Genomic DNA, 12,278 nt, shown 5'->3' on the forward strand with positions numbered 1-12,278 from the left:
TCGACGATCGTCGACACCCCCGGGAACCGCCGGAACCGGGCGGGCGGGTCAGCCGGTCTTCTCGACGCGGGTGGCCCAGCGCTGCTCGACGTTGCTGAAGCGCCAGTAGGCGAGTGCGCAGGCCCAGACGACGACGAACATGCCGACGAGGATGTAGCCGACGTTGTCGAGGCTGATGTCGGCGATCCAGCCGGTGACCGGGTCGGTGAGGTCGAGCTTCTCGTGCAGCACGCCGACCAGTTCGATGGTGCCGATGACGAAGGCGACGGCGATGGACAGGCCGGTGATGGTGAGGTTGTAGTAGACCTTGCGGACCGGGTTGGAGAACGCCCAGTGGTAGGCGAAGTTCATGAAGGTGCCGTCGAGGGTGTCGAACAGACTCATGCCGCAGGCGAAGAGCAACGGCAGGCAGATGATGGCGTACCAGGGCAGACCGGAGGCGGCGCCGGAGCCGGCCATCACCATCAGGGCGACCTCGGTGGCGGTGTCGAAGCCGAGGCCGAAGAGCACGCCGACCGGGTACATCTGGCCGGGGCGGCGGATGGACTTGGTGAGCCTGCCGAGGATGCGGTTCATGAAGCCGCGCTCGTCGAGGTGCTTCTCCAACTGCTTCTCGTCGAACTGGCCGGCCCGCATGGCCTTGTAGACCTTGTAGATGCCGGCCAGGGCGATCAGGTTGAGCGCGGCGATGAGGTAGAGGAAGGTGCCGGAGACGCTGGTGCCGATGACGCCGAGCCACTGGTGGGCGGTGGACTTGTCATCGACCAGGGTGCCGGCGATCTGGGCGCCGCCGGCGACCAGGGCGGCCATCGCCATGACGATGCTGGAGTGGCCGAGGGCGAACCAGAAGCCGACCGAGACCGGGCGCTGGCCGTCGGCCATCAGCTTGCGGGTGGTGTTGTCGATGGCGGCGATGTGGTCGGCGTCGAAGGCGTGCCGCATGCCGAGGGTGTAGGCGGTGATGCCGAGGCCGACGCCGAAGGCCTGGTTGCCGATCGTGTAGTGGTTGGGCGCGACGAGCAGGAACAGCATGCCGAAGGCGACCACGTGCATGGCGAGGATGACGCCGAGCAGGCTGGCGGTGCGGACGGTGTCCTGGCGCCGCCAGCGCGGGGGCAGGGGCAGGGCGGATGACGGGGTGTCGTCGGTGAGGGTCATGACGGGCGGCCTCTCCAGCTCCTCGATGGGGGCACCCCCGGTGAGGTCGGGGGAGTCGTGCGCGCCGTGGCCGGTCTCCTGACTGGGGGATGGACAGTTCTGCCCGCGTCCGGGCAGGGCTGAGCGCACCCCGCGGCTCGTCTTCCCGTGCGCCGTACGGCACCGGTGACTGCCCGCAGTGGCTGCGGGCGCGCCGGGGGCACTTCCCGTTCACAGTGGCGAGGGCCGCGCCGGATTGGGCCCCTGAGGAGCTGTCACCGAACTTCCCGAACACCACGGCGGGGAACACCGTAGGGGCTCGGACAGCCAGTCGACAAGGCTGCGCAGTTGCGCATATGTTGCAATAACGCAAAGTGCTGACAAAGCCGTGACGAGGGGGAAGGGCAGCACATGCCCGAGGCAATCGATGCCCGAGCGGTCCAGGCGGCCGCCGCTGCGGTGGCCGACCGTGACCGGCTGCGCTCCGCGGCCGAGCGGTTCGCGCTGCTGGCCGAGCCCGGCAGACTGGCCCTGCTGGCGGCGATGCACGCTGCCGGACCGATCCCGGTCTCCGACCTCGCCGGCGCCTGCGGCATCAGCCCGACCGCCGTCTCCCAGACCCTCCGCATCCTGAGGGCCTCCGGCGTGGTCTCGGCCGAGCGGGACGGGCGGGTGGTCCGGTACCGGCTCCGTGACCCGGGCATCGCCCGTCTCCTCGACGAGACCCTGCCGAGGCGCGCCTGAGCGCGAGCGCCCGCTGAGCGTGCTGTCCCGGTGAGGTCCGGTCGCCTGGTCGGTGGTGCCGAAGGGCCTCCCCGTCCCCCGGCCGGAACCGGGCCGGGGAGGCCGGGGGGCGTCAGCGCTGGGCGGTCAGGGGCGCGTAGGCGTCGGGGCGGCGGGTGGTGTTGAAGGGGAAGAGTTCGAGCCAGTCGTGGCGCTGGTCGAGGTCGAGGTCGGCGACCAGGACGGCGGCCTCGTCGCGCGGTGCCCGGGCGAGCACGCGGCCGTACGGGTCGACGATGAACGAGCTGCCGTAGAAGGTGAGTTCGCCCTCGGTGCCGATGCGGTTGGGGACGACCATGAAGGTGGCGTTGGCGATGGCGTTGCCGGTGATGACCTGCTGCCACAGCGGCTGGGTGTCGAAGCCGGGGTGGCCCGGCTCGGAGCCGATGGCGGTCGGGTAGACGAGCACGTCGGCGCCGGCGAGGGAGTAGGCGCGGGCGAGCTCGGGGAACCACTGGTCCCAGCAGGTCGGCAGGCCGACGGCGGCGTCGCCCACCTCGGCGAGGGGGAAGGCGTCCTCGCCGGCCGGGCCCTGGCGGAACCAGGTGTCCTCGTAGTAGCCCTCGGTCACGGGGATGTGCAGCTTGCGGGTGCGCTGCACCAGGGTGCCGTCGGGGGCGACGAGGATCGCGGTGTTGTAGCCGAGGCCGTCGGGGCCGTCCGGTCCGTCGGCCTTCTCGAAGAGCGAGGCGTGTACGTGGATGCCGTGCTCGCGGGCGGCGGCCGCGGCGAACGCGAAGGTCGGGCCGGTGCGCAGGTCCTCGGGCTCGACGGCCTGCGGGTGGTCGGACTGGCGCAGCACGGCGAAGTACGGGGAGAGCGTGAGCTCCTGGAGGGCGACGAGGGCGGCGCCCTGCTCGGCGGCGAGGCGGATTCCCTCCAGCAGGCCGGCCCGGTGCTGCTCGGGGTCCGCGTGCCAGCGCTGCTGGACGAGGGCGACCCGCAGGGCGGCGCGCCGGGGCGCGCGGGTGCGGGCCGGGGACGCGGGCGGGTTCAGGGCGGTGATCAGGCGCATGGCGGGTCCTCGGGTCATCTCGGGTCATGGTGCCGGAGCAGCGGCCGAAGCCGTGCCGGAACGTTCCGGCACGGGTGACCCTAAGCTGTGCCGGAACGTTCCGGCAAGGGGGTGCGAGGAGCATCGCAGGCGCCCGGACCACGGGTGGCCGCCGGTACTGCGTCTAGACTTCCGGGCTGTGACCAGCCGATCCGTGACCCTGTTCGACGTGGCCCGGGCGGCCGGGGTGTCCAAGAGCACCGCCTCCGACGCCCTCCTCGGATCCGGCCGGGTGGCCGAGGCGACGCGCGAACGCGTCCAGGCCGCGGCCCGAGAGCTCGGCTACCGGCCGAACTCGGCGGCGCGCAGCCTGCGCCGCTCCAGCACCGGGGCGGTGGGCCTGTACCTGCCGCGCACGGCGACCCGCCTCGACTACTACATGAAGCTGGCGTTCGGCGCCGTCGAGCGGGCCCGCGAGGACGGCCTCGACGTGGTGCTGCTGGCCCCGGGGAAGGCGGCGGAGGGCGGGCTGGCCGCCCGGGTCGACGGGCTGATGGTCATCGACCCGGAGGTCGACGACCCGGCCGTGCCCGGCCTGCTGGCCGCCGGCGTACCCGTGGTCACCGGGGAGCGCTACCTCGGCGGCGGGGCCGCGCCCAGCGGATCGGTGGTGTGCGACAACGCCACCTCGCTCGCCGCCCTGCTGGACCACCTCGCGCAGCGCGGCGCACACCGCCCGGCACTGCTGGCCCCCGGCCCGGGATCCGACTGGGCGGCCGCCCTGCGGGCCGCCGCCGCCGACTGGACCGGGCGCCACGGCGTCGAGGTCGCCGTGCGAACCGTCCCGTTCGCGGCCACGCCGACCGAGGCCGAGGCCGCCACCACCGACCTGCTCGCCGGCACCCCGGGCCTGGACGCCGTGGTCTGCGCCCCCGACGGCGCGGTGCCCGGCGTGCTGGCAGCCGTGGCCCGGGCAGGCCTGCGGGCCGGAACCGAGGTGCTGGTGGCCGCCTGCGTCGACGGCGCCGCGGCACGCGGGTCGAGCCCGCAGGTGACGGCGGTGGACCTGCGCGCGGCGGAGTACGGCCGCGAATGCGCGGCCCTGCTCAGCGACCTGCTGTCGGGCGCGGCGGAACCGGGCGTGGTACGGACCCACGCCTGGGAACTCCACGTCCGGTCCTCCACCGCCGGGCGCGGCTGACACCGACCCGAACGGACACCGGCCGCGACCCCGGACGACGACCGGGCGCCCGCGCGGTTCACCCCCGGGCCCGGACAGGGGCCGGTTCCGGTGCCGGGCCGCCGACCGCCCGCAGCCACCTGCGCGCCGCGCGCGCCGAGGTCAGGTGGACCAGCGTCAGCCCGGGGTGGGCCGCGAGCCGGTCCAACGTGCGCCGGCGGTGGACGGAGTGCCTGGCCCAGGCCCAGCGGATCGGGTGTTCCGGGTCCAGCCAGTCGCGGAAGCGCTCACGGTTGCCGTTCCAGAGTTCGCGGCGGCTGAGCGCGCGGGCGAACGAGCGGCGCAGGACGCGGTACATGACGGTGGCCCGGGGCAGGTCGAGCCAGACGTAGGTGTCGGCCCGAGCAGTCAGCAGGTCACCGAGCAGCCGGGTGTACTGGTCCTCGACGACCCAGCGTGAGGTGCTCGCGAACGCCTCGACGTCGGAGCGGAACTCCGGGCGCGGAGTCCAGTTCGGCCCGTGGTGCAGGGCGTCCAGCTCGTACCGCGGCAGACCGAGCCGCTCGGCCAGCCGTCCGGCCATTGTCGTCTTGCCTGCCCCTGAGATCCCCGCGATCAGCACCCGTTCCACGACCGCCACCCTAGGCCGTGGCGGCGGCCCCGGAGGACGGCCGTCCTCGTGACGGCCGTCCTCGTCCCCGGGGCCGAGGGCGAATACGTTCGTTCGGGTGGATTGGTACCGATAACGGCAGGTGGGGCACGGCCCGGCCGCCATGATGCCGTCACGGAACGACCACCCGTTGGGAGCGCCTCACCATGACGACGCAAGGCCGGGCCACCACCGAGACCGGCGACGAATCACTGGACCTCGCCGATCAGGAGCTGGTCCGCGATCCGTTCACCTCCTACGCGCACATCCGCGAACGCGAGCAACTGGTGCGGGGCCGCGTACGAGGCGTCGACCCCATGTGGGTGGCCACCCGCCACGACGACATCCGCACGATCATGAGCGACCCCGACTTCACCATCGACGCCGCGACCGTCCCCGGCGCGCCGGTGGCCCACCGCACCGAACAGACCTGGCAGGCCCGCGGCATGTACGCGGGCCACGAGAAGTACCTGCGCGCCGGAATCTTCGACTCGGACGGCTCCGACCACCGCCGGCTGCGCGGCCTGGTCGCCGCCGCGTTCTCCCCGCGCCGCGTGGCCGCGCTGCGGCCCCGGATCGAAGCCATCGCCGCCGACCTGCTCGACCGCCTGCCGGACCACGCCGAGGACGGCGTCGTCGACCTGATCGAACACTTCGCCCGGCCGCTGCCCATCACCGTCATCTGCGAACTCATCGCCGTCCCCGAAGCCGACCGCGACCGCTGGCGGAGCCGCAGCGCCACCCTGGCCGCCGGCACCTGCGGCGAGGAACTGGGCGACGCGCTCGCCGGCATGGTCGCCGACGCCCACCTCCTCGTCGGCCTCCACACCGCCGACCCCGGCGACGACCTCATCTCCGAACTGCTCGCGCCCCACCACGACGACCGCCTGAGCACCGACGAACTCGTCTCGCTCATCACCAACCTGGTCGTCGCCGGGCACATCACCACCGTCAACCTCATCGCCAACAGCACCGAAGCGCTCCTCGCCCACCCCGACCAGCTCGCCCTGCTGCGCGAGGACCCCGCCCTCATGCCGCACGCCGTCGACGAACTCATGCGCTACTGCGGGCCCGTCGTGCGTGCGCTGCCCCGTTACGCCACCCGCGACACCACCGTCGGCGCCACCCCGGTGTGCGCCGGAGAAGCCGTCCTCCCGATCGTGTCCGCGGCCAACCGGGACCCGGCCGCCTTCGCCGACCCCGACCGCCTCGACCTCGGCCGCACCCGCCACAGCAAGGAGCCCCACCTCGGCTTCGGACACGGCGCGCACCGCTGCCTGGGCGCGCACCTCGCCCAGGAGGAGACCGCCGTAGCCCTGGCCGCGCTGTTCAGCCGGGTACCCGACCTGCAACTCGCCGTCGACCCGGAGCACCTGCAACGCGGCACCAACCCGCTCAACTGGCACCTGAAGACCCTCCCCGTACGCCTCCAACCCCCGACCCACACGGCGCCGCTCTAGCCGGTGCGGGTCGCGTCTGCCAGTGGACCCGGCCGACACGACGTCGCTGACCGGCGACTTCTCAGCCGTCCTCCCGAACGGTGTGGTAACCCAGCGCGCGGGCCAACGCGGCGACGGTGTCGAAGTTCGCGGTGGGCGAGAGTGTGGAAACCGTCCGGCGGTCGAGCGGGGCGGCAGCCAGCACGGCCGCCACCGCCTCCTGGTCGACGGACCGCTCGTGGTAGTCCTCGGCGTAGTCCACGAACGCCTCCGTACCGTCGGCGGCGGTGAGCAGGTCGAACAGCCAGTCGGCGCCGTCCGTCTCGCCGTCGGCGAACTCGACCGGCCCGCACCGCCAGTCGGTGCCGCCCGTCTCGCGCCAGGCGCACACGGTCGCGTCGAAGAAGCCTTCGAGCTGGAACTCCGGCGCCCGCGCGTAGTGCGCGAGCGGGCCGGGCAGGCCGTCGAGCAGGCCGGGCCAGTGCGCGCGGTCCTCCTCCCGCCACGGCGTGGCGTCGCTCTCGTGGTCGAACCCGTAGAGGAACACCCCGGCCGGGTCGAAGACGATCGCGTACTGGTCACCGGAACCGTTGTCCATGCACGCCAGATCGACGCCCGGACGCCATTCGGCCACGTACGAGTGGTCGGGTGCGTAGGGGACGGAGACGATCGAGTCCAGCAGCGCCAGCGCCCGGCAGCGGGCGCGCAGCTCGTCGGGCCCGGGCAGGGCGGCCAGCAGGTGGTGAACAGTCATGGCGCACACTCAACAGCACGCCACCGACACTCCCGGTCCGCCCGCGCGCCGACGCCGGGGCGCCGGGCGTTCGTGCGTTTGGGGGGCACAGTGCGTGGCGTGTCGTGGAAGCGCCCTGACCGTGCGTCTTACTGGGGAGCGGCTGCTGGGACCGGCGGCCTCTGACCGCCGCCCCCAGCAGAGGAGAGCACAGTGGCGCAGAGCAAGGCAGCCCTCGATCTCATCCCTTCGTGGAGCCACGCTCCGAGGGTTGACGTCGTGCCGGCCCGGGATCCGGAGGCGGTGCGGGATGCGGAGGCGGTGGGGCTGCCGGTGGTCCAAGGGGCGGTGGCGGTGCCGGCGTGGATCGGGCTGGGCCCGGGAGCCGTGGAGGCCGCCGGGATGACGGGGGCGGCGGGCCGGGTGCTGCTGGTGCCCCGGGAGGAGGGGCCGGACGTCGTGCTCTACGGGACGGGGCCGGACGGCGCGGCAGGTCCCGATGTGCTGAGGGACGCCGGGGCGGCCGTGGCGCTCGCGGTGCCGGGCCGTTCGCGGCTGGCCGTCGTGGTGCCGTCCGGGGCGGGTGCGACGCAGGGGGAGGCGGCGCAGGCGTTGGTGGAGGGGGTGCTGCTGGCCCGTTACGCATTCGATCCGCTCAAGCGCGAGCCGTCCGGCACGGCGCTGGAGGCTGTCACGGTCGTGGCGGACTCGGATGCGGATGCGGATGCGGATGCGGACTCGCGCGGGGCCGTCGAGCGGGGCGTGGAGCGCGGGGTGTGGCTGGCCCGCGCGACGATGCTGGCCCGGGACCTGGCCAGCGCGCCGCCCAGCCTGCTGACCGCGCCGGACCTGGCCGAGGTCGCGGTGCGGCTCGGCGCGCAGTGCGGCCTGAAGGTGGAGGTGTTCGGGCAGCGGGAGCTGGAGGAGCTGGGCTGCGGCGGCCTGCTGGGCGTGAACCGGGGCGGCGTGGACGAAGCCCGCATGATCAAGCTCACCTACCTGCCCTCCGGCGCCGGTGACGGGACGCCCCGGCTGGCCCTGGTGGGCAAGGGCATCACCTACGACTCCGGGGGCATCAGCCTCAAGCCCGCCGACGCCGTGCACGCGACGATGAAGAACGACATGTCCGGTGCCGGGGCGATCCTGGCGGCCCTGTGCGTCCTGGCCGGGCTCGGCTGCCGGACGGCCGTGACGGGCTACCTGATGTGCACGGACAACATGCCCTCGGGCTCGGCGCTCAAGCTGGGCGACGTGCTGTGGATGCGCGGCGGCACGAGCGTGGAGGTGGTCAACGCCGACGCGGAGGGCCGCCTGGTCATGGCGGACGCCCTGGTCCTGGCCGGCGAGGAGCCGGGGGACGCGATCGTGGACATCGCCACCCTGACCGGCGCGTGTCTGCGGGCGCTCGGCGCCGAGACCGCGGGCGTGTTCGGCAACGCCCAGCCGCTGGTCGACCAGGTCCTGGACGCCGCCGCCCGCACCGGCGAGCCGGCCTGGCAGCTGCCGCTGTCGCGGCGCTACCGGCCGGAGCTGGACTCGGAGGTGGCGGACCTGAAGAACATGGGCGGCCCCAACGGCGGGGCGATCCATGCCGCGCTGTTCCTGGAGGAGTTCGTCGCCGGCCGACCCTGGGCGCACATCGACATCGCCGGGCCGGCCCAGAACGACAAGCCGAGCGGCTGGCGCACCAAGGGCTGCACCGGCTTCGGCGCGCGCCTGCTCGCAGAGCTCGCGCTGGCCTTCACCCCTCCGTCGACGGCCGCGCGGACCGACTCCACCCGCTCGATCAGTGAGGAGGCCGGCCGGTGAGCGCCCTCGCCCACGCCCAGGCCGACGGCCCGCAGGACAAGAGCGCCACCGCCTCCGGGAGCGGGAAGTCCGGTGGCGGTTCGGGGCGCGTCCTGGACGCCATCGAGAAGATCGGGAACAAGGTCCCGCACCCGGCCATCATCTTCCTGCTGCTGTGCGTCCTGGTGATCGTGCTGTCGGCGGTCCTGGCCGCGTTCGACGTCCACGTCACCAGCGAGACGGTCAAGTCCGTTCCCTACCCGGCGACGCAGGTCCACGAGGGCGGCACCGAGTACCCGGGCACCCACCTGCCGCCGGAGTCGACGTACACCCACCGCTACGAGACCGTCGTCGAGACGACGAAGGTCGAGAGCCTGCTGTCCGGTGACGGCGTCCGGTTCCTGTTCACCTCCGCGGCGCACAACTTCAACGACTTCGGCGTCGTCGCGGTCATCCTCGTCATCATGGTCGGCGTCGGGCTCGCGGAGGAGGCCGGACTGATCGCGGCCCTGATCCGACGCCTGGTCAGGATCTCGCCACCGGAGACCCTGACCGCGATCATCGTCTTCGCCGGCATCCTGTCCAGCATCGCCTCCGATGCCGGCTACCTCGTCCTCATCCCGCTGGGCGCGGTCGCCTTCATCAGCGCCGGACGCCACCCGCTCGCCGGGATCGCCGCGGCCTTCGGCGGGGTCAGCGCGGCCTTCAGCGTCAACCTGCTCATCGCCCCGATCGACGGCATCATGACCGAGATCACCAACCAGGCGATCAGGCTCGTCAACCCCGGGCAGTCCCTCAACCTGACCGCGAACTACTACTTCGCGATCGGCTCCACCCTGTTCCTCACCATCGTCATCACCTTCATCACCGAACGCATCATCGAACCCCGCCTGGGCCCCTGGCAGCCGGGGGACGCCGCCGCCGTCGCGGACAGCGAGGAGCCCTCCGTCGACACGGCGGCCGAGGCCCGGGGGCTGCGCTACACCGGCCTCTCGCTGATCGCGCTCGTGCTGGCCGTCACGCTGCTCGCCTTCATCCCCGGCGCGCCGCTGCGCAACCCGGAGACGGGGAGCCTGTTCGAGGACTCGCCGTTCATGGACGGCCTGATCGTCATCATCATGATCGCGTTCCTGGTGATGGGCCTGGCCTTCGGCGCGGGCGCGAAGACCCTGCGCGGCAGCGCCGCCGCGATGGACGCGATCACCAAGACCTTCGCCGGGCTCGGCGGCCTGATCTTCCTGCTGCTGATCATCGCCCAGTTCATCTCGTACTTCAATTACAGCAATATCGCCACGGTGGTCGCCGTGCAGCTCGCCGACCAGCTGGAGAGCGCGAACATCGGCCCGATCTGGCTCCTGATCGCCTTCATCCTGCTGACCTACGTCATCAACCTGATCATCCCGGGGATCATCCCCAAGTGGGCGATCTTCGCGCCGATCTTCGTGCCCCTGTTCATCCGCCTCGGCGTCGCGCCGCAGACCGTGCTGGCCGCCTACCGGGTCGGCGACTCCCCGACGAACGTCGTCACCCCGCTGATGGTCTACCTGCCGTTCATCGTCCTGCAGTGCCAGAAGTTCAGGAAGCAGGCCGGTGTCGGCACCGTCATCTCCCTGATGCTCCCCTACACGGTCGTCGTGGCGGTGGCCTGGCTGCTGTTCTTCGTCGCGTGGTACGCCATCGGCATCCCGATGGGGCCGGGCGCACCCGTCAGCCAGTGAACCGGCACCTGCCCCTCCCACCAGCAGGGTGAGACGGTGAGCGACTCCGTCCTCTGCCTGCTCGTGCTGGCCGTGGTCATCGCCCTGTTCGTGTGGAACCGGTTGCCCGTCGAGCTCGTCGCGCTCGGCTCCGCCCTGCTGCTGCCGGCCGTCGGGCTGCTGCCCACCGACCGGGTCTTCGCCGGGTTCGGCGATCCGGTGGTCGCCCTCATCGCGGCCCTCTTCGTGGTCAGCACCGCCCTGCAGGCCACGGGCGTCACGACCTGGGCAGGCCGGGCACTGGCGGCGCTCGCCGGCACCGGCGAGCGCCGCCTGCTCGTCCTCACCATGCTCGCGTCCGCCCTGCTCACGGCCCTGATCACGGTCAACGGCGCCGTCGCGGCCCTGCTGCCGATGACCGTGCTGCTCGCCGTCCGCCACCGTCTGCCCGTCTCCAGGCTCGCGATGCCGCTGGCCTTCGCCGCGCACGCCGGCTCGCTGCTGCTCCTCATCGGGTCGCCCATCAACGTGATCGTCTCCGAGAGTGCGGCAGCGGCCGGTGCCAGGCCCTTCGGGTTCTTCGAGTTCGCGGTGGTGGGGCTCCCGGTGCTGGCCGGCACCGTCGCCATCTGCGCCCTCCTCGGACGGGCTCTGCTGCCCGCCCGCACACCCGACGCCCTCCCGGCCGACCTGAGCCGGCACGCCCGCACCCTGATCGACCACTACGCACTGACCCGGGACTCGGCCGCCCGGCAGGTTCCGCAGGGCTCGGACGCGATCGGCGCGTCGGTCGAGCAGCTGGCCGCCACGGCCCAGGACGGGGTGCTGGTGCTCGGAGCCATGACCGCCGACGGCCATGACCCACGGGGCACCGGGCCCCTCGCCGCCGGGGACATCGTCATCCTCCGGGGCACCCCGGACGCCATCGACGGTTTCAGCGACCGCCACCGTCTGGAGCCCCTGCCCCCGCCGTTGGACGACCACCTCGCGAGCGTCCTCCTGGACCAGCACACGGGCCTGCTCGAACTCGTCGTCAGCCCGCGTTCCTCCTTCACGGGCATGACCGCCTTCGCCGGTATGACCGACAGCACCGGCGACCTGGCCGTCCTCGCCGTCCACCGCCAGGACCGACCCGTAGGCCCCCAGCCCCTGACGCTCGCTCCGGGCGACCACCTGCTGCTCCGCGGCCGGTGGGACGAACTCGAGCGTGCCGGCGCCCGCCCCGGTGTGCTGGCCGTCGACCAGCCCTCCGCCATCCGCGGCCAGGCCGCCCCGCCGGGGCGCGCGGCCGTGCGCGCCCTCGCCGTGCTCGGCGGGATGATCGCCCTGCTCGCCTCCGGCGCCACGCCGCCGGCCGTCGCCGCGACCCTCGCGGCGCTGCTCCTGGTCGCCCTTCGCGTGGTGCGCGTCGACCAGGCCTACGGCGGCATCTCCTGGACCACCCTGGTCATCGTCGGCGGCATGTTCCCGCTCTCCGAGGCCATGAAGTCCTCCGGGGCGGCGGAGAAGGTCGCCCACCTCGTCGTCACCGCGGCCTCCGGCAACGGCCGGCTGCTGCTGGTCGCGGTGTTCGTCCTCACCGCCGTACTGGGCCAGTTCATCAGCAACATGGCGACCGCGCTGATCGTCGCCCCGATCGCCGTCAACGCCGCCCGCGATGCCGGGGTCTCCGTCCTGCCCGTCCTGATGTGCGTCGCGGTCCCCGCGGCGGCGGCCCTGCTCACGCCGGTGGCCACCGCCGCGAACCTCATGGTCATGAGCCCCGGCGGCTACCGGTTCGGTGACTACTGGCGGCTCGGCCTGCCGGTCCTGGCCTGGTACCTCGTCGTCGCCACGACCGTGGTTCCCCTGGTCTGGCCGCTGTGAACGGAGCCGGCC

The 12,278-nt window shown here is 72.9% G+C and carries 10 protein-coding genes and 1 riboswitch; of the genes, 6 read left to right on the forward strand and 4 right to left on the reverse strand.

Translation table 11 applies throughout. The features are described from left to right. Positions 1-48: 48 nt before the first annotated feature. Positions 49-1,158: a Nickel transporter NicT gene (gene nicT / locus ABT015_RS02305; protein WP_350875861.1), complete on the reverse strand. Its 1,110-nt coding sequence runs from the start codon at positions 1,156-1,158 to the stop codon at positions 49-51. A gap of 51 nt (positions 1,159-1,209) precedes the next feature. After that, a riboswitch (cobalamin riboswitch) is annotated at positions 1,210-1,451 on the reverse strand. Positions 1,452-1,548: 97 nt separating this feature from the next. On the opposite strand from nicT, the gene ABT015_RS02310 reads away from it, so the two are divergent. Further along, complete coding sequence (locus ABT015_RS02310) at positions 1,549-1,881, forward strand: ArsR/SmtB family transcription factor (protein WP_350875863.1); 333 nt, start codon at positions 1,549-1,551, stop codon at positions 1,879-1,881. A gap of 112 nt (positions 1,882-1,993) precedes the next feature. Here the strand turns inward: ABT015_RS02310 and ABT015_RS02315 are convergent, their stop codons facing one another. Then, positions 1,994-2,935, reverse strand: coding sequence for a nitrilase-related carbon-nitrogen hydrolase (locus ABT015_RS02315; protein ID WP_350876327.1), 942 nt, complete (start codon positions 2,933-2,935; stop codon positions 1,994-1,996). A 178-nt stretch (positions 2,936-3,113) separates the two neighbouring features. On the opposite strand from ABT015_RS02315, the gene ABT015_RS02320 reads away from it, so the two are divergent. Continuing rightward, positions 3,114-4,115 (forward strand): LacI family DNA-binding transcriptional regulator, encoded by a 1,002-nt coding sequence (locus ABT015_RS02320; protein ID WP_350875865.1) that lies wholly within the window; start codon positions 3,114-3,116, stop codon positions 4,113-4,115. Positions 4,116-4,173: 58 nt separating this feature from the next. Here ABT015_RS02320 and ABT015_RS02325 read toward each other — a convergent pair whose 3' ends face one another. Then, on the reverse strand, positions 4,174-4,725 hold the full coding sequence (locus ABT015_RS02325) for a P-loop NTPase family protein (protein WP_350875867.1): 552 nt from the start codon (positions 4,723-4,725) through the stop codon (positions 4,174-4,176). 185 nt (positions 4,726-4,910) lie between these two features. On the opposite strand from ABT015_RS02325, the gene ABT015_RS02330 reads away from it, so the two are divergent. Further along, entirely contained in the window at positions 4,911-6,203 is a 1,293-nt protein-coding gene (locus ABT015_RS02330; protein WP_350875869.1) for a cytochrome P450 family protein, read from the forward strand. Positions 6,204-6,264: 61 nt separating this feature from the next. On the opposite strand, the gene ABT015_RS02335 is transcribed toward ABT015_RS02330, so the two are convergent. Then, positions 6,265-6,936, reverse strand: coding sequence for a hypothetical protein (locus tag ABT015_RS02335; RefSeq protein ID WP_350875871.1), 672 nt, complete (start codon positions 6,934-6,936; stop codon positions 6,265-6,267). A gap of 258 nt (positions 6,937-7,194) precedes the next feature. On the opposite strand from ABT015_RS02335, the gene ABT015_RS02340 reads away from it, so the two are divergent. Genes ABT015_RS02340 through ABT015_RS02350 form a run of 3 tightly spaced genes read left to right on the forward strand, consistent with a single transcriptional unit; the run spans position 7,195 to position 12,266 of the window. Then, a complete protein-coding gene (locus tag ABT015_RS02340; RefSeq protein WP_350875874.1) occupies positions 7,195-8,724 on the forward strand; it encodes a leucyl aminopeptidase family protein in 1,530 nt (509 codons plus the stop codon). After that, positions 8,721-10,421 carry an AbgT family transporter gene (locus ABT015_RS02345; protein WP_350875876.1) on the forward strand — a complete coding sequence of 567 codons (1,701 nt, stop codon included), beginning with the start codon at positions 8,721-8,723 and terminating at the stop codon, positions 10,419-10,421. Before ABT015_RS02340 ends, ABT015_RS02345 begins: the two co-directional genes overlap by 4 nt. Positions 10,422-10,457: 36 nt before the next feature. Next, positions 10,458-12,266 carry an SLC13 family permease gene (locus ABT015_RS02350; RefSeq protein WP_350875878.1) on the forward strand — a complete coding sequence of 603 codons (1,809 nt, stop codon included), beginning with the start codon at positions 10,458-10,460 and terminating at the stop codon, positions 12,264-12,266. The last annotated feature ends 12 nt before the right edge of the window (positions 12,267-12,278 follow it).

It is taken from the genome of Kitasatospora sp. NPDC094016 (assembly GCF_040304045.1).
In the GTDB taxonomy this organism is placed as follows: domain Bacteria; phylum Actinomycetota; class Actinomycetes; order Streptomycetales; family Streptomycetaceae; genus Kitasatospora.

Excerpts from the sequence above, each read along its gene's own strand:
- nicT (WP_350875861.1), bottom strand. The coding sequence starts at position 1,158 with ATGACCCTCACCGACGACACCCCGTCATCCGCCCTGCCCCTGCCCCCG.
- ABT015_RS02330 (WP_350875869.1), top strand. The coding sequence starts at position 4,911 with ATGACGACGCAAGGCCGGGCCACCACCGAGACCGGCGACGAATCACTG.
- ABT015_RS02335 (WP_350875871.1), bottom strand. The coding sequence starts at position 6,936 with ATGACTGTTCACCACCTGCTGGCCGCCCTGCCCGGGCCCGACGAGCTG.
- ABT015_RS02310 (WP_350875863.1), top strand. The coding sequence starts at position 1,549 with ATGCCCGAGGCAATCGATGCCCGAGCGGTCCAGGCGGCCGCCGCTGCG.
- ABT015_RS02315 (WP_350876327.1), bottom strand. The coding sequence starts at position 2,935 with ATGCGCCTGATCACCGCCCTGAACCCGCCCGCGTCCCCGGCCCGCACC.